Genomic DNA, 25558 nt, shown 5'->3' with positions numbered 1-25558 from the left:
GCCGGCGACGGGGCAGCACCCCCGGCCATCGCGGGACGCAATTCGGAACTGAGCCTGATTAACCGCAAACTGCTCCAGGTGCTGTGGAATTGCCCGATTCCGGGCGATTCCTGACGAAGACTTATCCCAGAACCCGCATCGCCTGCGTCAACCCTTCCAGTGTCAGCGGCATCATCCGGTTCTCGAATATCTGCCGGATCATGGTGATGGATTGCGTATAGCGCCAATGCGCCTCGGGCACCGGGTTCAGCCAGATATGGTCGGGCCATGTCTCGCAGGCACGGCGCAGCCAGATTTCGCCCGGCTCCTCGTTCCAATGTTCATTGGCCCCGCCGGGTACGGCGACCTCGTAGGGGGACATCGAGGCGTCGCCGACAAAGATACATTTGTAATCGCGCCCGAAGCGATTCAGGATATCCCATGTCGGTGTCTGCTCGGTCCAGCGGCGGCGATTATCCTTCCAGACACCCTCATAGAGGCAGTTATGGAAGTAGAAATGCTCCATATGCTTGAACTCGGCGCGGGCGGCCGAGAACAACTCGTCCACCAGCCTCGTATGGTCGTCCATGCTGCCGCCTACGTCGAGGAACAGCAGCACCTTGACGGCATTGTGCCGTTCAGGCCGGGTCTTCACGTCGATATAGCCGTGATCAGCGGTGGCGCGGATGGTCGCAGGCAGGTCCAGTTCCTCGTTCGCGCCATGCCGCGCCCATTGCCGCAGCCGTTTCAGCGCGACCTTGATATTGCGGGTGCCCAGTTCCATGCTGTCGTCGAAATCGCGGAACTCGCGCTTGTCCCAGACCTTGACGGCGCGGCGGTGGCGGCTCTCGTGTTGGCCGATGCGCACGCCTTCGGGATTGTAGCCATAGGCGCCGAAAGGCGAGGTGCCTGCCGTGCCGACCCATTTGTTGCCGCCCTGGTGGCGGGAATCCTGCTCGGCCAGACGCTCGCGCAGCTTCTTCATCAGTTCTTCGAAACTGCCGCTGCCCTCGATCTGCGCCCGTTCTTCTTCGCTCAACAGTTTCTCGGCCAGTTTTTCCAGCCATTCCTTCGGGATTGTCTGCTCATGGACCAGCGCCTCGACAGGCACATGTTCCAGCCCGGCGAAGGCTTCGCCAAAGGCGCGGTCGAAACGGTCGATATGGCGCTCGTCCTTGACCAGTGCGGCGCGGGCGAAATGATAGAAACCATCGACCGACCAGCCGGTGACGCCAGCCTGCATGCCTCCCATCAGATCGAGCCATTCGCGCAGGGAGACGGGCACACCATGCCTGCGCAGCTGATCGAGGAAGGGAATGAACATCACATCATCCGGTCGATGATGACAGTGGCGAAGAGGCCGATCACCGCGAAGGCCAGCGCGAAGGCGGCTGCATATTGGGCGCGATCACGGCGATTCCCGCCAAGTGCGAGGGCGCGGCGCCAGCCCAGAAGGGCGCCGATGACAATGGCGGCGATGACAATCATGATGGCCTCGGTTGATCTTTTGCGTCAGCAGATAGACCTTGCTTCAACCTCGTGCAACCGCTTGCCGATTCGAGCAAGCGTGATGTCATGCCATCGGGAGAGAGACCAATGAGCCAGCTTGACGATATCCGCCAGTCGATCCGCGACCTGCATCTGGGCAGCGAAGAGGCCCTGATAGGCGAGCTGGTGCAATCCCATGCCCCCGATCAGGAGGCACGCGACAGCATCGCCACCGGCGCCGCCGATCTGGTCCGGGCGATCCGCTCTGACAGCAAGCCGGGGCTGATGGAAGTGTTCCTGGCCGAATACGGTCTGTCCACCGAGGAGGGCGTGGCGCTGATGTGCCTTGCCGAGGCCCTGCTGCGCGTTCCCGATGCCGAGACAATGGACGAACTGATCGAGGACAAGATCGCGCCCTCGGAATGGGGTCAGCATATGGGTAAATCGTCCTCGTCGCTGGTCAATGCCTCGACATGGGCTCTGATGCTGACCGGCAAGGTTCTGCGCGACGAGCCGCATCCGGGGATCGCGGGCCATCTGCGCAACGCCATCCGCCGCTTGGGCGAGCCGGTGATCCGCACCGCCGTTCACCGCGCCATGCGCGAGATGGGGCAGCAATTCGTGCTGGGCGAAACCGTCAAGGAGGCGATCAAGCGTGGGCGCGAGCGGGTTGGCGAGGGATATAGCTACAGCTATGACATGCTGGGCGAGGCGGCGCGGACCGAGGCCGATGCCCGCGCCTATCAGGCGGCCTATGAAGGTGCCATCCGGCAACTGGCGGGCGAGGCGAAAGCCGGGGATATTCGCGACAATCCTGGCATCTCGATCAAGTTGTCGGCCCTGCATCCGCGCTATGAGGAACCGCAGCGCGACCGGGTCATGGCCGAGTTGGTGCCGATCGTGCTGCGCCTTTGCCGGCAGGCGAAAGAGGCGCGGATGGGGCTGAATATCGATGCCGAGGAAGCCGATCGGCTGGAGATATCCATGGATGTCATCCAGGCCGTGCTGTCCGATCCCTCGCTGGCCGGTTGGGACGGGTTCGGCGTCGTGGTGCAGGCCTATGGCAAGCGCGCGGCCGCGATGATCGACTGGCTTGAGGCGCTGGCCGAAAGCCTCGACCGCCGGATCATGGTGCGGCTGGTCAAGGGGGCTTATTGGGATACCGAGATCAAGCGCTACCAGGTCGAAGGGCTGGCGGATTTCCCGGTCTGGACGCATAAATCGGCCACCGATGTCGCCTGGATCTGTTATGCGCGGAAACTGCTTGCCAGCCCGCGCATCTATCCGCAATTCGCCACCCATAACGCTCATTCGGTCGCCGCGATCCTGCATCTGGCGGGCGAGGACAGGGATTTCGAGTTCCAGCGTCTGCATGGCATGGGCGAGTCGCTGCACGAGATCGTCAAGGAGCAGAACAATACCCGCTGCCGCATCTATGCTCCGGTCGGTGCGCATGAGGATCTGCTGGCCTATCTGGTCCGCCGCCTGTTGGAGAACGGCGCGAATTCAAGTTTCGTCAACCGGATCGTGGACGAGGATATCACCCCCGAGGATGTCGCCCCCGATCCCTTTGCCGAGTGGCAGGCGGTGGCGGGCAAGCCCGCGCCCGGCGTTACCCGACCGGTCGAGCTGTTCGCTCCCGACCGGGTCAATTCGAAGGGCTTCGATTTGCGCGATCCATTGGAACTCGCGGAGATCGAGGCCGAGCGCACACGCTGGCTCGAGCATCGTTGGACGGGCGGCCCCTTGCTGGCGGCGGCGGGGGACGAGAGCGGGCGTCACGTGGAAGAGATCGTGAACCCTGCCCATGGCAATGATCGGGTGGGCAAGGTGGCATGGTGCTCTGAAGCGGATGTTGCGGCTGCCCTGTCGGCGGCGCAGATCTGGGATGCCCCGCCCGAGGAACGCGCCAGGGTCCTGTGTCGCGCCGCCGATCTCTACGAGGAGCATTATGGCGAACTGTTCGCGCTGATCTCGCGCGAGGCGGGTAAATCGCTGCCCGACGCTGTGGCTGAATTGCGCGAGGCGGTGGATTTCCTGCGCTATTACGCGGGTTTCGCGACCGGGGACGCTCCGCGCGGTGTGTTCACCTGCATCTCGCCGTGGAATTTTCCGCTGGCGATCTTCACCGGCCAGATCGGCGCGGCGCTGGCGGCGGGCAATGCGGTGCTGGCCAAGCCCGCCGAGACCACCAGCCTGATCGCATGGCGGGCAACGCAATTGCTGCATGAAGCCGGGGTGCCCGCGACTGCGCTGCAGCTTTTGCCGGGCGAGGGACGAAGCGTCGGCACAGCGCTGTGCAGCGATGCGCGTGTCTCGGGCGTGTGCTTTACCGGATCGCTGCCCACGGCGCAGGCGATCAACCGTGCAATGGCCGCGAATCTTTCGCCCGACGCGCCGCTGATTGCCGAAACCGGCGGTCTGAACGCGATGATCGTGGATTCCACCGCGCTGCCGGAACAGGCCGTGCGCGACATCCTTGCCAGTTCGTTCCAGTCTGCGGGGCAGCGGTGCTCGGCCCTGCGGGTGCTGTATGTGCAGCGCGATGTCGAGAAGAAGATGCTCGACATGCTGCATGGCGCGATGGACGAGCTGCATATCGGCGATCCATGGTATCTGGACAGCGATGTCGGCCCGGTCATCACCGCCACCGCCAAGAAGGGGATCGAGGACCATATTGCCAAGGCGCGCAGCGACGGGCGTATCCTGCACCGGCTCAAGACGCCGGGGCGTGGGCATTACGTGGCGCCGGTCACGATCAAGGTCAGTGGGATCGAGGATGTCGAGCGCGAGATCTTCGGCCCGGTGCTGCATGTCGCCAGCTTCGAGGCCGGCGAGTTGGACCAGGTGATCGAGACGATAAATGCTTCGGGCTACGGGCTGACCTTTGGGCTGCATACGCGGATCGACGACCGGGTGCAGCATATCGACAGCCTCGTGAATGTCGGCAATCTCTATGTGAACCGCAACCAGATCGGCGCCATCGTCGGCAGCCAGCCATTCGGTGGCGAGGGTTTGTCAGGGACCGGGCCGAAGGCCGGCGGGCCGCATTACGTCCCGCGCTTCCGGGCAGCGAAGGTGAACCGGATGCCCGCATCCGAGGGACCAGAGGCCGATCCGGCGGCACTGCAGAAAACGCTGGATGCCGCGCGAACCGATAGCGCGATCCCGCGTGAAACCCTGTTGCTGCCCGGCCCGACGGGGGAATCGAACCGCCTGACCACCCATGCCCGTGGCACGGTGCTGTGCCTTGGCCCGGACAGCGCCGGGCAGGCGGCCATCGCCCAGGCGAAAGGCTGCGCCACCGTCGAGGTGCCGGGAAGCCTGCCCGCCGACGCCCTTGGAACGCTGTCGGGCATGGCGCTTGTGGCCTATGACGGTCCCGAGGATCAGGCGCGGCTATACCGCCAGGCATTGGCGGCGCGCGAGGGGGCGATCATTCCGCTGGTGACCTCGATGGAGTTGCCTGCCTATGCGGTGCTGGAGCGGCATCTGTGCATCGACACGACGGCTTCGGGGGGTAATGCCTCGTTGCTGGCGGCGGCGGAATAAGGGGATTGCATTCCGCGATGGCCGGGGGCCAGCCCCCGGACCCCCGGGATATTTACATGAAGAAGAAGGAGCGGACCTCAGTCCTCGACGGAGGGGCAAAGACGCTTGATAGGTAGAGGGCAAATGCAGGATTTCGGGGAGTATGATTTCATCATCGTGGGCGCGGGCTCGGGGGGGTGCGTGCTGGCCAACCGTCTTTCCGCCGATCCGCGCAATCGTGTCCTGCTGCTGGAGGCGGGGGGCAGCGACAACCGTTTCTGGGTGCATGTACCGGTTGGCTATCTCTATGCCATGGGTGACCCGACGCTCGACTGGTGTTATAGCACCGAGGCCGAGCCGGGATTGAATGGCCGCCGCCTGAACTATCCGCGCGGCAAGGTGCTGGGCGGCTGTTCCTCCATCAATGGCATGATCTACATGCGTGGGCAGGCGGGAGACTACGACCGTTGGCGGCAGGCGGGCAATCCGGGTTGGGGCTGGGACGATGTGCTGCCCTATTTCCGACGTTCCGAGCATCATTACGGATCGGCCGACGAGTTCCACAATGACAGCGGCGAATTGCGGGTCGAGCGGCAGCGGTTGAGCTGGCCGATCCTCGACGCCGTGGCCGAGGCCGCGCAGGAGCTGGGGCTGCCGATCCGCGACGATTTCAATAGCGGCGACAATGAGGGGGTCGGATATTTCCCCGTGACCCAACATGGCGGGATAAGGTGGAATTCGCGCAAGGCCTTTCTGGACCCTGCGAAATCCCGCCCGAACCTGCGGATCGAGACCCATGCACAGGTCGAGCGCCTGACGCTGGAGGGCGGCCGCGCCACCGGTGTCGTGTTTACGCAAAAGGGCCGCCGGATGCATGCGAAGGCGCGGGGCGAGGTGATCCTTGCGGCGGGGGCGATCAACTCTCCGGCGATCCTGGAGCTAAGCGGGATCGGGCAGGGCGAACGGCTCTCGGCCCTGGGCATCGATACCGTTCTGGACCTGGCGGGGGTGGGAGAGAACCTGCAGGATCATCTGCAACTTCGCACCGTGTTCAGGATCAGCGGCGCGCAGACCCTGAACGACCGGGCGCGGTCGATCTGGGGCAAGGCAGGGATCGCGCTGGAATATGCATTGCGGCGGTCTGGGCCGATGGCGATGGCGCCCAGTCAACTGGGGATCTTCGCGAGATCTTCGGATGCGTTCGAGACGGCGAATATCGAGTATCACGTGCAGCCGCTGTCGCTGGAGAAATTCGGCGACCCCTTGCACGATTTCCCCGGCCTGACCGTTTCGGTCTGCAACCTGCGCCCGGAAAGCCGGGGGCACAGCCATATCTCGGCATCCGATCCCATGGCTAGCCCCGCCATCGCTCCGTGCTATTTATCGACGGAAGCGGATCGGCAGGCGGCGATCGACAGCCTGCGTCACGCGCGGCGACTGATGGAAACGCGGCGGATGGCGGAATTCCGGCCCGAGGAAGTCAAGCCCGGCGCGCATCTGCAAAGCGATGCCGAGCTGGCACAGGCCGCGGGCGAAGTGGGGACGACGATCTTTCACCCGGTCGGCACCACGAAAATGGGAAATGATCCGATGGCCGTCGTGAATCCGGAGTTGCGGCTGCGCGGGATCGGCGGGTTGCGTATCGCGGATGCCGGGATCATGCCGGTGATTCCCTCGGGGAACACGCATGCACCGGTGACGATGATCGCGGAAAAGGCCGCCGACATGATTCTTGCCGGCGGGTTTGTGCATTCGCGCTGATGGCGCCGGTTACATGACCTGCGCTGACAGGGGCTCCCTGCTTTCGAGATGCCGCTGAACGATCTGGCGAACCGGCTTGCCCTTGAGAAGCCTGCGTCCCGCAAGATCACAACGACAACAACACCAGAGAACAAACTTGCGGGGACACGATTATCGAAAATAGTCAATTGTCTATTGGTTGGCTGTCAGGGAGCCGCTTACTGCCACTTAACTATTGACATTAAACTATTTTAACCTGATTCGCGACTGCCCTGCGTGAACATTGCATATAAATCATCCGTGCAGCATCCGCCGAAATGCGTGCCAGCTTTTCTTGGGCCTGCGTTGCATGGTCCGGTAGTCGACATGGACCAATCCGAACCTGGGGCCGTAGCCAAAGGCCCATTCGTAATTGTCGAGCAGCGACCAGTAAAAGAAACCGCGCAGATTGACGCCCTGATCCAGTGCCGATCTAGCCGCCCGCAGGTGGTCGCCGATAAAGGCCACACGCCTTGCATCCTCGGTGACATCTTCGGGCGCTTCGAGTGCCATGCCGTTCTCGGTCACCAGGATCGGCAGGTCGCCGGTATGGTCGCGGGCCAGTCGAACCAGGAATTCGGTCAGCCCCTCGGGGCGGATTTCCCAGCCCATCTGGGTCTTGGGCAGAGGTCCGTCCTCTGCCCGATCATTGGGCCATGATCCGGGCAAATGACCGTGCAGCTTGCGGGTGTAGTAATTCACACCCAGCCAATCGAGCGGCGCGGCGATACGTTCCATATCGTGTTGCCAACCTTCGGGCAGATGCGGCCCGATCCCCTCAAGCGCGGCCTCGGGATAGCCTTGCCCCATCAGCGCCCGGATGAACCACTGGTTATAGATCGCATCCTGCCGCGCCGCGGATGCCGCTGCCTCAAGGCTGTCATCTGCGGGATGCGAGGTCTCGAAATTCAGCACGATGCCAAGATTCGATGCGCCTTCGGCCCGCAAGGCGTCGATTGCGGTGCCATGCGCCTGCAGAACGTGATGCATGGCACGGCTGGCGGCGCGAATGTCGCGCAGACCGGGAGCGTGATGGCCAAGGAAATGCGACAGCCACGCGATGCACCAGGGCTCGTTCAGGGTTGCGGTGCTGGTCAGCCGGTCGCCGAGGCGGCCCTGTACCGTGGTCGCGTAATCGGCGAACAGTGCAGCGATGTCGCGATTGCGCCAGCCGCCCTGATCGGCAAGTGCCGCGGGCAGGTCCCAGTGATACAGGGTCAGGAAGGGCTGCAACCCGCGCTCCAGCATCCCGTCGACAAGGCGGTCGTAGAAATCCAGCCCCTCGGGATTCAGCGTCCGGCCATCGGGCATGACCCGCGACCAAGAGGTCGAGAAGCGATAGGCGTCAAACCCCGCATCGCGCATCAGGTCGAGATCGGTTTCCCACAGGTGATAGTGATCGCAGGCCCGCGCTCCGCTGCTGTCATCGGCGATATTGCCCGGAGTGGCGGCGAATGTGTCCCAATGCGACGGTCCCGCACCGCCGAAACCCGATCCTTCGATCTGGTAAGCGGCGGTCGCCGCGCCGAAAACGAAACCGTCGGGGAATTCGGAACGGGAGGGTAGCATGTCGGGCTCCTTCAGTGCTGTTGGCGCAAACATAGGGCAAGACCGGCAGGTCTGGCCACCCGTTTCCGTGCCGGGGGCGCTGGACTTTCCGGCCCTCGCGATGTTCCCTGAACGCGGAATGAGGGAGGACAAGGATGCGCTTGACGATATTGATCGCCGTGATGCTGGCTGGACCGGCCGCGGGTTATGAGCCTTTGGTCGAGAAACAGGAATTTACCCTGGAGAATTTCACTACGCGCGGCGGGGAGGTCATCCCCGAGATGCGCCTCGGCTACGAGACCTATGGCGAGTTGAACGAGGCCGGGGACAACGCGATCCTGATCCCGCATTATTTCAGCGGCAACAGCCATGCGGCGGGGAAATACAGCGAGGACGATGCCGCGCCCGGTTACTGGGATTCGATCATCGGCTCGGGCAAGCCGATCGACACGGACAGGTATTTCGTCGTCTCGGTCGATACGCCGGTCAATCTGGGCGCACGTGATCCCAATGTCATCACTACCGGTCCCGCGACGATCCATCCCGAGACCGGAGAGCCCTGGGGCATGGATTTCCCGATCCTGACCATTGGCGATTTCGTCGATACGCAGCTAGGCCTGATGGAACAGTTGGGGATCGAGAAATGGCACGCCGTCATGGGCGCCTCGATGGGCGGGCTGCAGAGCTATGAATGGGCGGCGCGCTATCCCGACCGGCTGGAGCGGGTGATCCCGGTGATCTCGTCGGGCTGGGCGGATGCCGATCTGATCGCGTGGCTGGATGTCTGGGGCTCGCCGATCCGGCTGGATCCGAACTGGAACGGCGGAGATTACTATGACAGCGCGGCTCCGGAGGCGGGATTGGCGCAGGCGCTCAAGATCGTGACGCTGCACGCGAATTCGGCGGAATGGACCAATGGCGCATTCGGGCGGGACTGGGCCGAGGAGGGGGCCGATCCGGGGGAGGATTGGGCGAATGAATACAAGGTCGTGGATGTCCTGAACGGGGCAGGCGCGGCGCGGGCATCGGTGTCGGATGCCAACCATTTCCTGTATCTCGTGCGCGCCAACCAGCTATTCGTGGCGGGGCATCCCGAGGGTAGCCTGTATCAGGGATTGCTGGATATCGACGTGCCGGTGATGCTGATCCATACCGACGAGGACCTGGTCTTTCCCGGAAACGCGGTGCGCGAGACCGGCGCGATCATCAGGTCGGACGGCACGCCCGTGGAGTTCGTCGAACTGGAGGGCACGCGGGGGCATCTGGATGGGGTGCTGGGAATAGCGCAGGCTGGCGAGCGGATAAGGGCGTTCCTGGAAGCGGAATAAGGGAAGGGGGCTCTGCCCCCGCCCAGCCCGTCCGGGCTGGACTCCCCCGGGATATTTCCATGAAGAAGAAGGGTTTATGCAGGTTTTCGACAAGATCATCTCGGATCGTGGGTCGCGTTATGCCGTTTCGGGCGGGGCGGCGAGGAACCGGGACGAGGTCGCGGCATTCATTGCGGAACTGAAGCGGAACAAGCGCTTTGCCAAGGCGACGCATAACAGCTGGGCGGCGATCCTGAATGGGGAGCCGGTCAAGGATGATGACGGCGAGTCCGGGGCGGGTGCGCTGATGCTCCAGATGCTGGAGCGCGCCGGGTTGCAGGATCACGTGGTCGTGGTGACGCGCTGGTATGGCGGCAAGCATCTGGGCGGCGACCGGTTTCGCCATGTGGCCGATGCGATGCGCCATTACCTGCGCGAGACGGGCCTGGGGGATTAATTCGGCGCGGCGGTTTTTTCCTGGACATATTTCTGGAAATTCTCGCCGGATTCATAGCCGTGATCGCGGACCCATTCCAGGAGCGCCGTAGTCGTCCCCTTGCCGAAGGCGCCCGGCATGGTCGCGACAGAGGCCTGCGCGGCGGTGAGGCCTTCCCCGACCTCTTCGGGCAGGAAGATCATGGTCGGGGTGAACATCGCGCTCCAACGGTTCACCATCTCTTTCTCGGGCAGTTCGGTGCCGTCGAAATCGGTGACGGGAATGTCACCAAACATGTTGATCTGGATGACGAAATAATTGTCGGTGATCAGTTGTGCGATGGCCGGATCCGAGAACACCTCTTCATGCATCTTGGTGCAATAGATGCAGCCGCGCTGTTCGATCAGGATCAGCAGGCGCTTGCCCTCAGCGTTCGCCTCGGCCAGATCCTCGCGCAGGTCCATGAAGGTTTCGCGGATCCATGGCTCGTCATAGAGCCCGTCATCTCCGAGCGTGACCGCATGGGCGGGCAGGGCGAGGGCCAGTGTCAGCAGGGTGGCGCGAAGAAAGCTCATGTCATCCTCCCTCAGATGAGTGTCGCGGACCAGTCGAAATGCCTGATCATCCAGGCGGCGATCAGGTTTACCGTATTCGTCGCGATCAGGATCGCGAAGAGGATCAGCATGACCCCCATCAGTTTCTCGATATATCCCAGGTATTTACGGTTTCGGTTCGCCCATGCGAGGAAGGGCTTGGCGAAACCTGCCGCCAGAACGAAGGGCAGCGTCATGCCGAGACCGAAGACCAGCAGCAGCGTGCCGCCGCGCCACAGATCGCCGCTGCCCGAGGCGACCAGCAGGATCGCGGTCAGGGCCGGGCCGACGCAGGGGGTCCAGCCGAAGCCGAAGGCGAGGCCCATGACATAGGCTCCGGCGATGCCGGCGGGCTTGGCCGGGCCTTCGAGCCTTGCCTCGCGATAGAGGAAAGGGATGCGGATGACGCCGAGGAAATGCAGGCCGAACACGGCAAGTATCGCGGCGGAAACATAGCTAAGTGGTTGTCTCCATTGTGCGAATAACTGCCCAAGCGCGGTAGCACCCAATCCCAGAAGCACGAAGATCGTGGTGACGCCAAGCGCGAATGCGATTGACGAGACGACCAGTCGCATTGTGGCTCCGGCGGCGATCTTGCCGTCGCCGCGCAGCTCGGACATCGAGATCCCGGCCATGTAGGACAGGTAGAACGGGACCATGGGCAGGATACAGGGCGACAGGAAGGACAGGATGCCCGCCAGTGCCGCGCCCCAATAGCCGATCTCCAGCATAAGTCTGCCCTTTATATGGTGATTGTCCGAAATGCCTGTCTCGTGACAATCAAGAATACGAATATGTGCTTATGTCAATCGCCGGGAAGGCCGGATGCAACATCAGCGTGCGTTGCATTTGTCACCATGCGCAACACGGATGCGATTTACCCAGCAAATGCTGGGATTCCGGCCGCACAACCCGTGCACCGGGCGTACACAGCCTGTACACAGGACGTACACAGGCAGCCTGCGTTGCGCGGTTTTCCGAAAGCCTCAGCCCATGCCGAGCGGGTCGCTGCGTTGCCTGGCGCGTTCGGCATCGCTTCGTGCGCTCCACAAGGCGATAAGTCCCCAGCTTGTGCAGTAGACTGCGCCAAAGCTCAGCACCAGCACGCCGGGAATGGGGCCGATCGTGGCACGCGACAGCAGCTCTGCCGTTGATTGCAGCGGTTCGGGGTGAACCACCAGCTTGCCGATATAGGCTATGGTCTGGATCAGCAGGATCCAGAAATAATTGCGCCGGATGCGCCGCCCGATCGCTGTCCACATGCTGACATGATAGGCGGGGCGGCGGTAATCCTCGGCCAACCGGTCCTGCCAGCGCTCTTCCATGTGCAGATCGCCCTCGGTCAGCATCGGGACCATGAAATGCAGCTCGATCCAGCGGCAGCGCGCCCGCCAGACATTGAAATAGCGATAGCGCCGCGCCTCGAGCATCAGGAAGAACACGATCAGGATGCCGACCAGTACCAGGGGCAGGGGCGAGGCCTGCGGCGAGGAATAGGCAATCGACAGGGCGACGCCCAAGGTCACCACCGACCAGTTGGTCGTGGTGTCCAGCCGCGTTCGCCACAAGGTCGAGCGATAGATCTCGCCCCGATAGAGATGGGCGATCACCCCCATTTCGGCTGAATCGAGTCCTTCGCGCGGCTTGAAATCGTCAATCATCACACTCTCCCTGCCTAACAGATTGGCAGCATGGGAAGATTTCGGCAAGGGGCCGGACTTTGCCGAGATCTTCGGAAAAAGGCCGTCGGGGCCTGTCGCCGCGTCTTTATCAGCCCTCCACGAACAAATGAATGTCGCGCCCGTTTCACGCGCCCTGCGGTCCGGCGGGTTCGGTATCGATGACCCGTGAATATGACTCAATGGAGAAGAGAACATGGAACTGAAGGGTAAATCCATCATCATAACGGGCGCCAGCAGCGGGATCGGCGCGGCGGCGGCGCTCTTGTTCGCGAGAGAGGGGGCGAATGTCGTCCTTGGCGCCCGCAGATCGGCCGAGTTGAAGGCTCTGGCGCAGACCATCAACCAGGGCAGTGGCCGGGCGGTTTTCCTGCCGGGCGATGTGAGGGACGAAACCTATGCCTCGGAACTGGTCGAGTTTGCGGTCTCCGAGTTCGGCCGGCTTGACGGCGCGTTCAACAATGCCGGGATCGTTGGCGAGATGGTGTCGGTGCCCGAGATGGAGCTGGCCAACTGGAACGACGTGATGGCGACCGATCTGACAAGCGCCTTCCTGTCCGCGAAGGCCCAAATCCCGGCGCTGAGGCGGAATGGCGGCGGCACGATCGTCTATACCTCGTCATTCGTGGGATTCAGCAATGGAGGATTGCCGGGCATGACGGCCTATGCGGCTGCGAAAGCCGGGCTGATCGGCCTGACGCAATCGATGGCGTCGGAATTCGCGGGTGAGGGGATTCGGATCAATGCGCTGTTGCCGGGCGGTACCGTCACGCCGTCGGGGGGCGAGGGCAATCCGGAGGTCCTGGATTTCGTCTCGAACCTGCACCCGATGAAGCGGATGGCGAGCGCGACAGAGATCGCGCAGGGTGCCCTTTTCCTGCTGTCGGAGCGGTCCTCCTTCATGACCGGCAGCGCGATGGTGGTCGATGGCGGCATGTCCGTGCGGCTGAGCTGAGGCTGTGGCCGGGTTCCGGCGCGATCAGCGGGGCGTGCGGATGTCAGCGCCCTACCGCCTCGCGCCAATGGCGGCGGCAAAGCGAGACATAGGTCTCGTTGCCGCCGACCTGCACCTGCGCGCCCTCGGTGATGGCGCGGCCCTCGGCATTGCGGCGGATCACCATGGTCGCTTTCCTGCCGCAATGGCAGATGGTTCGGACCTCGCGCATGTCATCGGCCAGCGCCAGCAGGGCGGCAGAACCGGGGAACAGCTCTCCCTGGAAATCGACACGCAGGCCGTAGCACATGACGGGAATTTTCAGGTCGTCTGCCACGCGAGCCAATTGCCAGACCTGTTCGCGTGTCAGGAATTGCGCTTCGTCGATGAAGACGCAGGCAGAGCTTTTGCCATGTTCCTCGATGAGCGCGAAGAGGTCGCTTCGGCTGTCGAAGGTCAGCGCCTCATCGGCGATACCGATCCGGCTGGCGATGCGGCCTTCGCCCGCCCTATCGTCAAGCGCGGCGGTCAGGAGCAGCGTCTGCATTCCCCGCTCGCGATAGTTGTAGGAAGCTTGCAGCAAAAGCGTACTCTTGCCGGCATTCATGGTCGAGTAATGGAAATACAGCTTGGCCATGGCGGTAGCAGATAGCGCCAGCTGCGACCGTCGGCAAGGTGGCGGAGTTCCGCAATTTGCCGTTCCACGGGGTTGCCAAATTCGTGAACCGGTGGCAAATACGATTAACGGCGGCGGCGAAATCCATGGCGCGATTCTGTGCGCCGTCCTTTCATATCTACATCATAGGTTTATTACGATGCGTGACCCAATGTTCCGCATGGCCCTTGTCTTGGGGCTATTATCCGCCGTCGGTCCCTTCGCGATCGACATGTATTTACCCGCAATGCCGCAGGTGGCCGCCGATCTGAATACGACCGAGGCTGGCGCGGCTTTGACGCTGACCTCTTACTTCATCGCCTTCGGGCTCGCGCAGATGATTTATGGCCCGATGGCCGACGCGATCGGGCGCAAGAAGCCAATGGCCCTGGGCGTGGTGATCTTCCTGGTCGCGACCGTCGCGGCGGCGCTGGCGCCGACGATTGGCTGGCTGATCCTTGCACGGGCGGTACAGGGCTTCGGAGCGGCGACGCTGATGGTGGTGCCGCGCGCGGTGATCCGCGACGTCGCCACCGGCCCGGCCGCGGCCAAGATGATGGCGGCGATCATGATCGTCATCTCGATCTCGCCCATGCTGGCGCCGCTGACCGGTTCGCTGGTCATGGCCTGGGGCGGCTGGCGCGAGATCTTCGGAGTGCTCGGGGCGGCGGCGCTGCTGAGCCTGTTCCTGATCCTCGTTGTCTTGCCCGAGACCTCGGATCCGCTGCATCGTCAGCCGGTCCGTTTGGGGCAGATGATGGCAGGGGCACGGCGGCTTCTGACCGACAAGCGTTTCATGGGGCTGACCATGATCGGCGGTTTCGGCATGGCCAGCTTCTTCGTCTTCCTGTCCACGGCGAGCTTCGTCTACAAGCATCAATACGGGCTGAGCCCGACTGGATTCTCCATCGCCTTCGCGATCAATGCCATCGGCTTCTTCAGCGCCTCGCAATTCGCGGGACGACTGGCGGAGCAATTCGGGATGGAGCGGGTCATCTCGCTGGCGATCACCGGGTTCACCGGGCTGACTCTGCTGGTGACGGCGCTGGTCTGGTCGGGTGCGGATGCGCTGCCGCTGGTGGTGGCAGGGCTGCTGGTGGCGAATGCCTGCCTTGGGCTGGTCATCCCGACCACGATGGTCATGGCGCTGGATCCGCATCCCGATATCGCCGGGCTGGCCTCGTCGCTTGGCGGCACGATCCAGATGCTGACCGGCGGCTTGATGATCGCGCTTACCGGACCGTTCATGGATAACACTTCCGCGACGATGGTTGCCGGGATCGCGCTTTGCGCCTTGCTGGCATGGTGTGCCGCGGCAGCCTCGCTGCCCCGGTTACGCCTTCGACGCATGGTCTGAGCCCAAACGACGACAGCCCGGCCGCGGCACAAATCGCGGCCGGGCCCAAAGCTGCCGTCACCTGCTCAGGGCCCCTACAATTTCTTCTTCATGAAATTCTTCTTCATGAAAATATCCCACGGGGGGCCGGGGGTGTGAAACCCCCGGCCATCGCGGGACGCAAGCCGGTCATCCCGGATCGCGCCTCTCTGCTATGCCCCCCAGGGTCCATGCGGATCGTCGCGCCCATCAACGCGTTCGAAGCCATGCGCGCCAAAGAAATCACGCTGCGCCTGGATCATGTTCGCGGTGCCGCGAGCGGTGCGCATCATGTCGAACCAGGTCAGGCCCTGCGCCAGCGCAGGCAGGGGGTGCCCCTTGGCCAGTCCCTCGGCCACGACCCGGCGCAGGGCGGGCAGGGCCTCTTCGATGCGCGAGGCAAAGCCGGGTGCCATGATCAGGTTGCGGCCGGGGTTCTCGGTCAGCGCCTCGGCCATGTCGTTCAGCATGGTCGAGCGAATGATGCAGCCTGCGCGCCAGACGCGGGCGATATCGGGCAGGGGCAGGGACCAGCCGAATGTCCCGGAGGCCGCCGAGATCATGGCGAAGCCCTGCGCATAGCACAGGATCTTGCCCGCGATCAGGGCGCGTTCCAGCAGATCCTCGTCAAGGTCGCAGGGCTGCGGGGCGGGGCCGAAACGATCCTCGGCCGCCTTGCGCTCTTCCAGCTGGGCCGAGACGTTGCGCGCCATTACCGCCGCCTCGATCACCGGGATGGGGGCGGCCAGGTGCTGCGCCTCGATGGCAGTCCAGCGCCCGGTGCCCTTTTGCCCGGCACGGTCGAGGATCATATCGAGCATCGGTTCGCCGGAATGCGGGTCCGAGGCATGCGCAACCTTGCCCGAGATCTCGACCAGGTAGGATTGCAGAGGGCCATCGTTCCAACCCTCGAAGATCCCGGCGATGCGGTCGGCGGGCAGGCCCAAGCCGTCGCGCATCAGGCCATAGATCTCGGCGATCATCTGCATGTCGGCATATTCGATGCCGTTATGGACGGCCTTGACGAAATGCCCGGCTCCGGCTTCGCCCATCCGGGTGGCGCAGGGGGTGCCGTCCTCGGCCTTGGCGGCGATGGCGGTCAGGATCGGGGCGATGCGGTCCCAGTCCTGCTGCGCGCCGCCGCCCATGATCGAGGGGCCGTGCCGCGCGCCATCCTCGCCACCCGACACGCCCATGCCCAGAAAGCGCATCGGCAGGCCGGCCTCGGCACGGCGATTGGTGTCGTGGAAATTCGCGTTGCCGGCATCGATCACCAGGTCCTGCGGGTCGAGCAACGGCGCGAGCGCCTCGATCTGCTGATCCACCGGTTTGCCCGCAGGCACCATCAGGATGATCGCGCGGGGCGGTTTGATCGCGGCAACCAGTTCCTTGAGGCTTTCCGTCGGGATCACGCGTGGGGCGAGTTCACCCGCCCCGGCGTGGAAATCGCGCGTCACCTGCGCGGTGCGGTTATGGACCGCGATGGGAAATCCCTTTTCCGCGATATTCAGCGCCAGCGCCGATCCCATGGTTCCAAGCCCGATCAGCCCGATAGCCGCCTCTGCCATGATGTTTTCGCCTTTCATCGTGATGTCTGTTTTCCCCGGCGGTCTTGCCCGCTTGCTTACCCCGCCGTCAGGTGCCGCAATCCATGGGTCACATCGGCGCGGATGGCAAGGCGCAGGGCGGGTTCATCCCCGGCGCGCAACGCGGCCAGGATCATCCGGTGATGGCGAGGCGGCTCGTTGCGGCGGACGCGGCCATAAAGCTGCCGCATCGTCGGACCGAGTTGCAGCCAGATCGTTTCCAGCATGGCCAGCATCAGAGGCGCCTGCGCCCGCAGGTAAAGCATCCGGTGAAAATCCAGGTTACAGCGGATATAGCCGATTGCGTCGTGACGCTCGACCGCGTCCCCGATCTGCGCATTCATCATGGCCAGCCGGTCGATCAGCGCGAAATGGGCACGGGGCAGGGCGCGGGCGGCCAGTTCCGGCTCGAGCAGGGCGCGCATTGCGGCCAGTTCCTCGATACGCTCATCCGACAGTTCCGGCGTCGAGATCCGGCCCGAGCCGGAGAGCGTCAGCGCCCCTTCGGCCACCAGCCGCCGCACCGCCTCGCGCGCGGGGGTCATCGACATGTGATATTCCTGGGCCAGCCCGCGCAGGGTCATGGCATGGCCCGGCGGCAGCTCTCCCAGCATGATGCGGCTGCGCAGGCTGCGGTAAAGCCGCTCATGCGCGGCGGGATCGACGGGGCGGGAAGAATTCATGGCGGTTATGTGATCACAAGCGTCAGCGCCGTCAATCGCGGAATCGCCATGCCAGCAACTGATTGCCATTCTGGCGCAACCAGTCACGATATGGCTTGTGACCGGGCATCAATGTTTCGACCTGCGCCCAGAAGCGCGGCGAATGATCCATATGGGCCAGATGCGCGACCTCGTGGGCGGCGACGTAGTCCAGCACCTCGGGCGGTGCCATCGCCAGCCGCCAGGAGAACATCAGGCGCCCGTCCGATGAACAGCTTCCCCAACGCGATCTGGTGTCGCGCAGCGCAATGGTACGGTATTCGCGCCCCAGGACCGTGGCGAAAGCGTCACAGGCGGCACGAAGGCGCTGCAGCGCCAGATGCTTCAGAAATGCCTGTATGACGGGTGCTGCGGGCCGCCTCTCGGGGATCAGCAGGGCCGCGCCCTCGATGCGGGCATTGCGGATCGGGAAGGGGGTGACCTGCAGCGGGCGCCCCTCGACGGGAAGCAGCGTTCCGACGTCGACCTTTTGCGCCACGATCTGACGCGACGTCGCCCGGCGCAGCCATTCGGCCTGTGCCTCGGCAAAGGCGCGGCCCTCGCTCAGGCTGATGCGGGGCGGCAGGGTCAGCACCGGATCCCCGCCCGTCCGGGGCACACGCAGTGTCATCCGCCGCGCCCGCGCCGAGCGGCGCAGCGCGATCCGGAAACCGCTGGAGGTCGTGATGGTCTCGGTCACCGCTTTTGCCTCATTCATGCGGTCAGGAAGAAAGCCTTTGACACCCCCCGGACCTTGTGGCAGGGGATCGCGAAATTCCCTAATCGCGGCGGAAGGAGAATACCATGCCCAAAGAGGAATGGGGCACGAAACGTCTGTGCCCGCATTGTGCGACCCGGTTCTATGACCTGACCAACGATCCGATGACCTGCCCGGCCTGCGGCAGCGAAATGACTGTGGAAAGCCTGAGCGAAGGGCGCACCAAGTCGCTTGTCAGCGAAAAGACATCTTCGCGTGAGCAGAAAACCGATCTGGTCGACGACAGCGAGGAACTGGATAGCGAGAGCGGGGAACTGGATGATGACCTGCTCGAAGACGACGACGATGACGGAGATGTGTCCCTGGACGACATCGCCGACGTCGCCGACGACAAGGACGAAGAATAACCCCGACCCGGAGACCGGTATCGCTTGGGCTCCGGGGCGCTTTCATCGAATGCAAGGAGAACGCGACGATGTCTCTCAAATTCCTTTCGCGCTATTCGCCCTATATGCTCAGCCTGCTGCGTATCGTCTCGGCACTGATCTTCATGGCGCATGGCACGCAGAAGATCCTCGGCTTCCCTGCCAGCGACATGAACCCGGGGGTGATGTCCTTGCCCTGGATCGCCGGGATCATGGAACTGGTCGGCGGGGCGCTGCTGATCCTGGGCCTGTTCACCCGCCCGGTGGCGTTCCTGCTGTCGGGGCTGATGGCCTTCGCCTATTGGATGGTTCATGCGCCACAGAACCTGTTCCCGGCGCTGAATGGCGGTGATGCAGCGATACTTTACTGCTTCATCTTCCTCTACCTGTTCTTTGCCGGACCCGGCCCGATCAGCCTTGACGCCAAGGCCGGCCGGACCTGAAATCATCTATCCGGAACGAGTTGTTGAGCGGGGCCATTCGGCCCCGTTTTTCATATGGCGCACGAGTTCGGACAGCTTCCTTCTCAGACCGGAAAAATCATCCGGTGACCGCGAATTTTCCGCTTGCACCCCGGCCTGCAGCCCCCTATACGACGCCCCACGCAAGATGATCGAGACATGTTGCGAGACCTCCGGTGGGGCCATAGCTCAGTTGGTAGAGCGCTTGAATGGCATTCAAGAGGTCAGGGGTTCGACTCCCCTTGGCTCCACCAAATTCATCGATGAAACGGTTTCGAAGGAAATGCCCGCTTGGGCGTCAGGTGGAGTATCCGCCTGCTGATTCTATTCGGAGGAAGACACCGAGGTCTCGGTCAGCTTCACCTCATAGCCCCACAGGCGCTTGCAATGCTCCAAGGTGGCCTTGGCATCATCGTCATCAAGCGGCATGTCTGCGACCTTGCGATGTTGGAGATGCAGCACCCGGTCCCCGAGAAGATCGACATCGACGACCTGTATGATCGGTTGTGACAGGGACAGATCGCCGATCCGTTCCAAGGTGTCCCGGACGGTCTGATAGCCGGACTCGTCGTGAATGCCTGAAACCGTGTACCAGTTGTTCCTGGCATCGTCGGTCAGCGCGAACATGCGGAAATCGCGGATGACCTTGGGGCTAAGGAATTGCTGGACGAAGCTTTCGTCGCGGTAACCCTCCCACGCCTGCTTGAGCACATTCCTCCAGTCGCGGGAGCCGGCAATGTCGGGAAACCAGCGGTGATCCTCCTCGGTCGGTTCCAGGCAGATCCTCTGAATGTCGCGCATCATCGCGAAGCCGATCGCATATGGGTTGAGGCCGCCATAGCGCGGATCGTCAAAGACCGGTTGGGTTAATACATTCGTATGATTGTGCAGGATCTCCAGCATCGCGCCATCGGTGATGCGGCCCGTCTCATGCAGCTTGTTGAGGATATGGTAGTGAACGAAACAGGCGCAGCCCTCGTTCATGATCTTGGTCTGCTGCTGAGGATAGAAATACTGGCCTATATTGCGGACGATGCGCAGGATTTCCCGTTCCCACGGCTTCAGCGCCGGACTGTAGCATTCGATGAAATACAGGATGTTCTCTTCGGGCAGGTGCATCTTCGACTTGTATTCTTCCACCTCCTCCGTCTTGTTCTTCGACTTGTCGCCCCGATCCAGCGTTGACCAGAGGTAATAGACGGCGCGCTCCGCTTCCTCGCTGCGCTTGCGTTCACGCTCTTTCTCGGCACGCATCGACGGTGTGGGAGGGCGCCGGTGGCGAAACACGCTCGCAGGCATGAGCGCATGGGCGGCATCGAGCAATTGCTCGACTTCGGCTGGCCCATGCCGTTCCTCGCAGTTCTGGATAAAGTCGCGGGCATAGTCGAGGTAATCGAGGATGCCCTCGGCATCGGTCCATTGCCGGAACAGGTGGTTGTTCTTGAAGAAATGGTTATGCCCGCAGGCCGCATGGGCGATCACCAGCGCTTGCAGGGGCATGGTGTTGTCCTCCATGCAATAGCTGACGCAGGGGCTGGAATTGATGACGATCTCGTAGGCGAGCCCCCGCATGCCCTTGCGATACTGGCGCTCGTGAAAGATGAACTGCTTGCCGAAGGACCAGTGGTGATACATCAGCGGCATGCCGACCGAGGAATAGGCGTCAAGCATCTGCTCGGAAGAGATGATCTCGATCTGGTTGGGATAGAGGTCGAGGCCGAGGTCATCCCGCGCGATGCCCTCGATCACGTCATAGGTTCGCCATAGCGTGTCGAAATCCCAATCGCTGCCGTCGAACAGCAGGTCACCGCTTTTTGCCGCCTCAGCCATCCGATGTCTCCGTCGCGGTCGAGAAGAGTTCCCGGAACACCGGGTAAATATCCGATCGTTTGGCGACCCGTTTCAGCGCGAAGTTCGGCCAGCTCGCCGCGACCTCCAGATAGGAGCGCCAGAGTTCGGTGCCGTTGTCGTTATTGGTCAGGATCAGCGCCTCGTCCTTGCCGATGATCTCGACATAGGCGAAATACTGGCAAAGCTTCATCAAGCCGCTATTCAGGATCTCGATGCATTTGGCCGAGTCGCCGGAATAGTTCTCGCCATCCGATGCCTGCGCGGCATAGATGTTCCAGTCTGACGGCGCATACCGCTCCCGGATGATCCGCTTCATCTCGGTCAGGGCGGTACTGACCACGGTGCCACCGCTTTCGCGGGAATGAAAAAAGGTCTCTTCGTCGACCTCATGCGCCTGATGCGTGTGGCGGATGAAGACCAGATCGACCTTGTCGTAGCGGCGTTTCAGGAACAGGTGCAGAAGCGTGAAGAACCGCTTGGCGAGATCCTTCTCGCGCTCGCCCATCGAGGCGGATACATCCATCAGGCAGAACATGACCGCGTTCGCCGTTGGTTCCGGCTGTTTCTCGTAAAAGCGATAGCGGACATCCAGCGGGTCGAGGAAGGGGATGCGTTTCTGCCGGTGCACAAGTGCGTCGATCCGCGCCCGCAGCCGTTCCAGCCTTGCCCAGCCCGTCTTGTCATCGGGATCGAGCCGCATTTCCAGGTCGCGCATCTCTTCCCGCAACTCGTCCACATGTTCATTCTTCGGGCGTCTCAGGGCTATCCGGCGGCCGATGGAGTTGCGCATGGTTCGCTGGACACTGAGATTGGCGGGCGCCCCGCTGACTGACAGCCCCGAGCGCCGTGGCTTCGTTGCCTCGCTTCTTTTCATGTTGCGCTTGATCAGGTCCGGGAGTTCCAGATCCTCGAAGAAGAGATCGAGGAACTCGTCGCGCGACAGGACGAACAGGAAATTGTCCTCGCCATCGCCTTCGGGCGCGCCGTCGCGGCCCGCGCCCGCACCGCCCGGTGGCTTGTCGATGCGGTCGCCCTTCCGGTAGGCCCTGTTGCCAGGCAGCACATGTTCGCGAAATCCGCCTTCGCGTGCGATGTGAAAGCTCGGCTCCTGGATGTCGCTGCCGGGGACGGTGACATTTTCGCCGCGATCGACATCGGCGATGCCGCGCTTCTGCACCGAGGCATCGACCGCCTTCTTGACCGCCCCGCGGACACGCCGGATAAAGCGCCGCCTGTTGGCGAGGCTGCGGTCCTTGGGGTTGAGCCGCCTGTCTATGAACTGTGCCATGCCCGCGCCGCCTATCCGGCTTTCCGGACCCGCATGTACCATTCGACCAGCCGCCGGACCTGGCTTTGGGTATAGCCGCGATCGGTCATGCGCTCGACGAATTCCGCGTGCTTGGCATCGGTCTCCCGGTCACGCTTGGCCCCGAAGCTGATGACCGGCAGCAGGTCCTCGACATTCGAGAACATGCGCTTCTCGATCACCCGGCGAAGCTTGGCATATTTGTGCCAGTCGGGATTCTTGCCCTCGTTCTCGGCCCGGGCGCGCAGCACGAACTTGACTACCTCGTTGCGGAAATCCTTGGGATTGGCGATGCCCGCCGGTTTCTCGATCTTCTCAAGCTCCTGCTCCAGCACTTCGCGATCATACATCTGGCCGGTATCGGGATCCTTGTAGTCCTGATCCTCGATCCAGGCATCGGCATAGGCGATATAGCGGTCGAACAGGTTCTGACCGTAATCCGAATAGGATTCGAGATAGGCCTTCTGGATCTCCTCGCCGATGAACTCGGCATAGCGTGAAGTCAGCTCTGTCTTGATGAATTCGAGATAGCGGCCCTGGGTTTCCTCCGGGAACTGCTCGCGCAGGATGGTCTGTTCAAGCACATACATCAAATGAACCGGATCCGCCGCGATCTCGGTATTGTCGTGATTGAACGTCTCTGACAGCACCTTGAAGGCGAAACGGGTCGAGATTCCGGTCATGCCCTCATCCACACCGGCCTTGTCACGGTATTCCTGGATGGACTTGGCCTTGGGATCGGTGTCCTTGAGATTCTCGCCATCATAGACCCGAAGCTTGGAATAGAGCGTCGAGTTCTCGTGTTCGCGCAGGCGGGTCAAAACGCTGAACCGCGCCATGATCGGCAGGGTTTCGGGTGCGCATGAAGCGTCCTTGAGGCTGCTGCTGGCGATCAGCTTGTCATAGATCTGCGCCTCTTCGGTGGCGCGCAGGCAATAGGGCACCTTTACCACGGTGATGCGGTCCAGGAAGGCCTCGTTATTGCGGTTCGACTTGAATTGCTGCCACTCGGCTTCGTTGGAATGGGCCAGCACGATGCCGTGATAGGGGAATGCCCCGATATTCTCGGTCCCCATGTAGCTGCCGTCCTGCGTCGCGGTCAGTAGCGGATGCAGCACCTTGATCGGCGCCTTGAACATCTCGACAAACTCCAAGAGCCCCTGCGTCGTCCGGTTCAGCCCGCCGGAATAATCATAGGCGTCCGGGTCGTTCTGGCTCAGATGTTCGAGTTGGCGGATATCCAGCTTGCCGGTCAGCGCCGAAACGTCCTGGTTGTTCTCGTCTCCGGGTTCCGTCTTGGCGACGCATATCTGCCGCAGCATCGAGGGGCGCAGCTTGGCGACGGTGAATTTCGAGATATCCCCGTCCAGTTCCTCGAGGCGCTTCACGCCCCAGGGGGAGAGGGGATAATTCAACAAGGGCTTGGGGATGTTGTACTTGTCTTCCAGCAGATCGCCGAAGCGTTCAGGATCAAACAGCCCGAGCGGAGATTCGAATAGCGGGCTAAGCTGATCTCCGGCCTTGAGAACATAGATCGGCTCTTGTTCCATCTGGCGCTTGAGGATTTCGGCCATGGTGGATTTGCCGCCGCCGACCGGGCCAAGCAGGTAGAGGATCTGCTTTCGCTCTTCCAGGCCCTGGCTGGCATGCTGGAAGAAGCCGACGATCCGTTCGATCGTATCCTCGACGCCGTGCATTTCGGAAAATGCCGGGTAGCGCTTGATGGTGCGGTTCAGGAAAACACGCCCCAAACGCTGTTCCTGGCTGGTATCGACAAGTTCGGGTTTCCCGATGGCCGAAATCATCCGTTCGGCTGCTGTGGCGCGCAGACTCGGATCTTCGCGACATCCAAGCAGATAGTCCTGCAGGGACATTTCCTCGACCTTCAGTCGGTCGTAAGCTTCTGAGAAACGGTTGAAAACCTCCATTTTCTTCACACCATTCGTTAAGGGACAGAATCAGCGGCAATTCAGGCCTCATAATAGAAATGGTAACGCAAAGACCGAGATTCCACTCATATTTTAATACTTCTGCGTCACGATCCTGTGCCGCCCGATCACTGATGAAAGGGACGATCAACCATCGGAAATCGGCTCATGCATCGAATATGGCGTGTTGAAGTTGACCAGCGAAGCGAGAGACAGGCTCTTGCCGCAGCGGATATGAGTTTCACCAAGACCAGATATCCACTTTGGCGGTTTTCATGACTAAACATAGGGAGCATGCCGTTCCAAGGCGAGATGGGCAGGTTTTCGCAATAACTCCCGATTCAGTCGTTTCATCGAGCCCGCCTCATGCGGGCTATTTCAAGTCCGTTCAGCGCGGTTTTACCAATTCGAGTGTTTTCGGGAGCACGATCCGTACGGAATCGGAAATTACGCTTGCTGGATTTCCAAGGCTTCACAGCCTTTTCGTTCGATACAGATCAGCAGATTGAGCTGATCTCCTATATACTTGATGTGCAGCCTGTTTATTCGATCCATGAGGAAACCGAATGTTGCCAAATTCATCAGGATCATGATGCTGTGGTCGTAGGACATGTTGGCTACGCTGAACCAGAATAGTAGCGCGATGAAAGCCAAGACAATGATATTGGTCCACAATCTCTGCATGCGTTTTTTATCCCGCTCGAGTTCGAGACGCGTAATTGCGAACTTGAAATCGACAGCGAAGAGCGGTGGACCATGCATGTGACGAGCAACTCCATAGGTATGTCAGGATAGATGGATTTACTCACTACGCGAAATTTCGCTTATCTATCCTGACATAACTCAAAAGACAATCTTGGATGGATTGAATTGTCAGAATGAGGCCGACTCCAAAGCAACATACCTGTTAGATGAATACTGACCGATGCGACTATCCAAGCGTCGAAGAAGTTGGCTGATTTGCTCGGAGGATAGAAGTGCCTACGCCATGGAGCAGTTGCTTCTTGATGGATTGCTGAAATTGAACGGCGAAGCAGTATAAGGTGCCCACTGGTGTTCCGCCTAGGGAAAGGATTTTGTAAAATATTGATATTGTATGGAAATAACATTTGCTGGTAGGCCCGGAGGGACTCGAACCCCCAACCAAGGCGTTATGAGCGCCCTGCTCTAACCAATTGAGCTACAGGCCCCTGCAGCGGCATCTGACTAGTCGCAGCTTGGGAGTTGGTCAAGCATTCTCGTTGCTCCCATGTCCGGGTTGGGCTATCGGGGGCGCGA

22 protein-coding genes and 2 tRNA genes are annotated in these 25558 nt (G+C 61.9%); 9 read left to right on the top strand and 15 right to left on the bottom strand.

Annotated elements, in window-relative coordinates; translation table 11 throughout:
• Positions 1-121: 121 nt before the first annotated feature.
• Positions 122-1303: a vWA domain-containing protein gene (locus JHX88_RS09505; protein WP_076524387.1), complete on the bottom strand. Its 1182-nt coding sequence runs from the start codon at positions 1301-1303 to the stop codon at positions 122-124.
• On the bottom strand, positions 1303-1467 hold the full coding sequence (locus JHX88_RS09500) for a hypothetical protein (protein WP_176011414.1): 165 nt from the start codon (positions 1465-1467) through the stop codon (positions 1303-1305). The genes JHX88_RS09505 and JHX88_RS09500 overlap by 1 nt, the downstream gene beginning before the upstream one ends.
• A 108-nt stretch (positions 1468-1575) precedes the next feature.
• Here JHX88_RS09500 and putA point away from each other — a divergent pair, with 108 nt between their 5' ends.
• Both putA and JHX88_RS09490 read left to right on the top strand, forming a co-directional pair.
• A complete protein-coding gene (gene putA, locus JHX88_RS09495; protein ID WP_076524389.1) occupies positions 1576-5019 on the top strand; it encodes a bifunctional proline dehydrogenase/L-glutamate gamma-semialdehyde dehydrogenase PutA in 3444 nt (1147 codons plus the stop codon).
• A gap of 123 nt (positions 5020-5142) precedes the next feature.
• A complete protein-coding gene (locus JHX88_RS09490; RefSeq protein ID WP_076524391.1) occupies positions 5143-6759 on the top strand; it encodes a GMC family oxidoreductase in 1617 nt (538 codons plus the stop codon).
• Between the two features lie 273 nt (positions 6760-7032).
• Here JHX88_RS09490 and JHX88_RS09485 read toward each other — a convergent pair whose 3' ends face one another.
• Positions 7033-8346: a GH1 family beta-glucosidase gene (locus JHX88_RS09485; RefSeq protein ID WP_076524560.1), complete on the bottom strand. Its 1314-nt coding sequence runs from the start codon at positions 8344-8346 to the stop codon at positions 7033-7035.
• Positions 8347-8480: 134 nt separating this feature from the next.
• Between JHX88_RS09485 and JHX88_RS09480 the strand changes: the two genes are divergently transcribed.
• Both JHX88_RS09480 and JHX88_RS09475 read left to right on the top strand, forming a co-directional pair.
• Positions 8481-9653 carry an E22 family MetX-like putative esterase gene (locus tag JHX88_RS09480; protein ID WP_076524393.1) on the top strand — a complete coding sequence of 391 codons (1173 nt, stop codon included), beginning with the start codon at positions 8481-8483 and terminating at the stop codon, positions 9651-9653.
• A 76-nt stretch (positions 9654-9729) separates the two neighbouring features.
• Complete coding sequence (locus JHX88_RS09475; RefSeq protein WP_076524395.1) at positions 9730-10089, top strand: YigZ family protein; 360 nt, start codon at positions 9730-9732, stop codon at positions 10087-10089.
• On the opposite strand, the gene JHX88_RS09470 is transcribed toward JHX88_RS09475, so the two are convergent.
• The 3 genes from JHX88_RS09470 to JHX88_RS09460 all read right to left on the bottom strand — a co-directional run bounded on the left by JHX88_RS09470 (position 10086) and on the right by JHX88_RS09460 (position 12322).
• A complete protein-coding gene (locus tag JHX88_RS09470) occupies positions 10086-10643 on the bottom strand; it encodes a thioredoxin family protein (RefSeq protein ID WP_076524397.1) in 558 nt (185 codons plus the stop codon). The genes JHX88_RS09475 and JHX88_RS09470 overlap by 4 nt on opposite strands.
• Positions 10644-10654: 11 nt before the next feature.
• Positions 10655-11392, bottom strand: a complete 738-nt coding sequence (locus JHX88_RS09465) for a cytochrome c biogenesis CcdA family protein (RefSeq protein WP_076524399.1) — start codon at positions 11390-11392, stop codon at positions 10655-10657.
• A 255-nt stretch (positions 11393-11647) separates the two neighbouring features.
• Positions 11648-12322 carry a DUF2270 domain-containing protein gene (locus tag JHX88_RS09460; protein WP_076524401.1) on the bottom strand — a complete coding sequence of 225 codons (675 nt, stop codon included), beginning with the start codon at positions 12320-12322 and terminating at the stop codon, positions 11648-11650.
• 214 nt (positions 12323-12536) lie between these two features.
• Here JHX88_RS09460 and JHX88_RS09455 point away from each other — a divergent pair, with 214 nt between their 5' ends.
• Positions 12537-13295 (top strand): SDR family oxidoreductase, encoded by a 759-nt coding sequence (locus JHX88_RS09455; protein ID WP_076524403.1) that lies wholly within the window; start codon positions 12537-12539, stop codon positions 13293-13295.
• Positions 13296-13338: 43 nt separating this feature from the next.
• Here the strand turns inward: JHX88_RS09455 and JHX88_RS09450 are convergent, their stop codons facing one another.
• A complete protein-coding gene (locus JHX88_RS09450) occupies positions 13339-13911 on the bottom strand; it encodes a thymidine kinase (protein WP_076524405.1) in 573 nt (190 codons plus the stop codon).
• Between the two features lie 178 nt (positions 13912-14089).
• On the opposite strand from JHX88_RS09450, the gene JHX88_RS09445 reads away from it, so the two are divergent.
• Positions 14090-15286, top strand: coding sequence for a multidrug effflux MFS transporter (locus tag JHX88_RS09445; RefSeq protein ID WP_076524407.1), 1197 nt, complete (start codon positions 14090-14092; stop codon positions 15284-15286).
• Between the two features lie 191 nt (positions 15287-15477).
• Here JHX88_RS09445 and gndA read toward each other — a convergent pair whose 3' ends face one another.
• Genes gndA through JHX88_RS09430 form a run of 3 tightly spaced genes read right to left on the bottom strand, consistent with a single transcriptional unit; the run spans position 15478 to position 18309 of the window.
• Entirely contained in the window at positions 15478-16872 is a 1395-nt protein-coding gene (gene gndA / locus JHX88_RS09440; RefSeq protein WP_076524563.1) for an NADP-dependent phosphogluconate dehydrogenase, read from the bottom strand.
• Positions 16873-16928: 56 nt separating this feature from the next.
• Positions 16929-17573 (bottom strand): GntR family transcriptional regulator, encoded by a 645-nt coding sequence (locus JHX88_RS09435; RefSeq protein ID WP_076524409.1) that lies wholly within the window; start codon positions 17571-17573, stop codon positions 16929-16931.
• A gap of 31 nt (positions 17574-17604) precedes the next feature.
• On the bottom strand, positions 17605-18309 hold the full coding sequence (locus JHX88_RS09430; protein WP_076524411.1) for a M48 family metallopeptidase: 705 nt from the start codon (positions 18307-18309) through the stop codon (positions 17605-17607).
• An 86-nt stretch (positions 18310-18395) separates the two neighbouring features.
• Between JHX88_RS09430 and JHX88_RS09425 the strand changes: the two genes are divergently transcribed.
• The 3 genes from JHX88_RS09425 to JHX88_RS09415 all read left to right on the top strand — a co-directional run bounded on the left by JHX88_RS09425 (position 18396) and on the right by JHX88_RS09415 (position 19449).
• Positions 18396-18716 carry a TIGR02300 family protein gene (locus tag JHX88_RS09425; RefSeq protein ID WP_076524413.1) on the top strand — a complete coding sequence of 107 codons (321 nt, stop codon included), beginning with the start codon at positions 18396-18398 and terminating at the stop codon, positions 18714-18716.
• Positions 18717-18784: 68 nt separating this feature from the next.
• Positions 18785-19177, top strand: coding sequence for a DoxX family protein (locus JHX88_RS09420; RefSeq protein WP_076524415.1), 393 nt, complete (start codon positions 18785-18787; stop codon positions 19175-19177).
• 196 nt (positions 19178-19373) lie between these two features.
• Positions 19374-19449: transfer RNA gene (locus JHX88_RS09415), tRNA-Ala, on the top strand.
• Positions 19450-19519: 70 nt separating this feature from the next.
• Here the strand turns inward: JHX88_RS09415 and JHX88_RS09410 are convergent.
• The 5 genes from JHX88_RS09410 to JHX88_RS09390 all read right to left on the bottom strand — a co-directional run bounded on the left by JHX88_RS09410 (position 19520) and on the right by JHX88_RS09390 (position 25470).
• On the bottom strand, positions 19520-21025 hold the full coding sequence (locus JHX88_RS09410) for a SpoVR family protein (RefSeq protein WP_076524417.1): 1506 nt from the start codon (positions 21023-21025) through the stop codon (positions 19520-19522).
• Positions 21018-22334 (bottom strand): YeaH/YhbH family protein, encoded by a 1317-nt coding sequence (locus tag JHX88_RS09405; protein ID WP_076524419.1) that lies wholly within the window; start codon positions 22332-22334, stop codon positions 21018-21020. The genes JHX88_RS09410 and JHX88_RS09405 overlap by 8 nt, the downstream gene beginning before the upstream one ends.
• Positions 22335-22345: 11 nt before the next feature.
• Positions 22346-24280, bottom strand: a complete 1935-nt coding sequence (locus JHX88_RS09400) for a PrkA family serine protein kinase (protein WP_076524421.1) — start codon at positions 24278-24280, stop codon at positions 22346-22348.
• 447 nt (positions 24281-24727) lie between these two features.
• Entirely contained in the window at positions 24728-25042 is a 315-nt protein-coding gene (locus tag JHX88_RS09395) for a hypothetical protein (RefSeq protein ID WP_076524423.1), read from the bottom strand.
• 351 nt (positions 25043-25393) lie between these two features.
• Positions 25394-25470 (bottom strand) — tRNA-Ile (locus tag JHX88_RS09390).
• Between the last annotated feature and the right edge of the window lie 88 nt (positions 25471-25558).

Source organism: Paracoccus saliphilus, assembly GCF_028553805.1.
Classification (GTDB): domain Bacteria; phylum Pseudomonadota; class Alphaproteobacteria; order Rhodobacterales; family Rhodobacteraceae; genus Paracoccus; species Paracoccus saliphilus.
This window is presented reverse-complemented; position numbering and strand designations above follow the sequence as displayed.

Excerpts from the sequence above, each read along its gene's own strand:
- JHX88_RS09465 (WP_076524399.1), bottom strand. The coding sequence starts at position 11,392 with ATGCTGGAGATCGGCTATTGGGGCGCGGCACTGGCGGGCATCCTGTCC.
- JHX88_RS09485 (WP_076524560.1), bottom strand. The coding sequence starts at position 8,346 with ATGCTACCCTCCCGTTCCGAATTCCCCGACGGTTTCGTTTTCGGCGCG.
- JHX88_RS09460 (WP_076524401.1), bottom strand. The coding sequence starts at position 12,322 with ATGATTGACGATTTCAAGCCGCGCGAAGGACTCGATTCAGCCGAAATG.
- JHX88_RS09430 (WP_076524411.1), bottom strand. The coding sequence starts at position 18,309 with ATGAATGAGGCAAAAGCGGTGACCGAGACCATCACGACCTCCAGCGGT.
- JHX88_RS09445 (WP_076524407.1), top strand. The coding sequence starts at position 14,090 with ATGCGTGACCCAATGTTCCGCATGGCCCTTGTCTTGGGGCTATTATCC.
- JHX88_RS09395 (WP_076524423.1), bottom strand. The coding sequence starts at position 25,042 with ATGCATGGTCCACCGCTCTTCGCTGTCGATTTCAAGTTCGCAATTACG.
- JHX88_RS09420 (WP_076524415.1), top strand. The coding sequence starts at position 18,785 with ATGTCTCTCAAATTCCTTTCGCGCTATTCGCCCTATATGCTCAGCCTG.
- JHX88_RS09410 (WP_076524417.1), bottom strand. The coding sequence starts at position 21,025 with ATGGCTGAGGCGGCAAAAAGCGGTGACCTGCTGTTCGACGGCAGCGAT.
- JHX88_RS09400 (WP_076524421.1), bottom strand. The coding sequence starts at position 24,280 with ATGGAGGTTTTCAACCGTTTCTCAGAAGCTTACGACCGACTGAAGGTC.
- JHX88_RS09490 (WP_076524391.1), top strand. The coding sequence starts at position 5,143 with ATGCAGGATTTCGGGGAGTATGATTTCATCATCGTGGGCGCGGGCTCG.
- JHX88_RS09455 (WP_076524403.1), top strand. The coding sequence starts at position 12,537 with ATGGAACTGAAGGGTAAATCCATCATCATAACGGGCGCCAGCAGCGGG.
- JHX88_RS09405 (WP_076524419.1), bottom strand. The coding sequence starts at position 22,334 with ATGGCACAGTTCATAGACAGGCGGCTCAACCCCAAGGACCGCAGCCTC.
- JHX88_RS09425 (WP_076524413.1), top strand. The coding sequence starts at position 18,396 with ATGCCCAAAGAGGAATGGGGCACGAAACGTCTGTGCCCGCATTGTGCG.
- gndA (WP_076524563.1), bottom strand. The coding sequence starts at position 16,872 with ATGGCAGAGGCGGCTATCGGGCTGATCGGGCTTGGAACCATGGGATCG.
- JHX88_RS09505 (WP_076524387.1), bottom strand. The coding sequence starts at position 1,303 with ATGTTCATTCCCTTCCTCGATCAGCTGCGCAGGCATGGTGTGCCCGTC.
- putA (WP_076524389.1), top strand. The coding sequence starts at position 1,576 with ATGAGCCAGCTTGACGATATCCGCCAGTCGATCCGCGACCTGCATCTG.
- JHX88_RS09470 (WP_076524397.1), bottom strand. The coding sequence starts at position 10,643 with ATGAGCTTTCTTCGCGCCACCCTGCTGACACTGGCCCTCGCCCTGCCC.
- JHX88_RS09475 (WP_076524395.1), top strand. The coding sequence starts at position 9,730 with ATGCAGGTTTTCGACAAGATCATCTCGGATCGTGGGTCGCGTTATGCC.
- JHX88_RS09435 (WP_076524409.1), bottom strand. The coding sequence starts at position 17,573 with ATGAATTCTTCCCGCCCCGTCGATCCCGCCGCGCATGAGCGGCTTTAC.
- JHX88_RS09450 (WP_076524405.1), bottom strand. The coding sequence starts at position 13,911 with ATGGCCAAGCTGTATTTCCATTACTCGACCATGAATGCCGGCAAGAGT.
- JHX88_RS09500 (WP_176011414.1), bottom strand. The coding sequence starts at position 1,467 with ATGATTGTCATCGCCGCCATTGTCATCGGCGCCCTTCTGGGCTGGCGC.
- JHX88_RS09480 (WP_076524393.1), top strand. The coding sequence starts at position 8,481 with ATGCGCTTGACGATATTGATCGCCGTGATGCTGGCTGGACCGGCCGCG.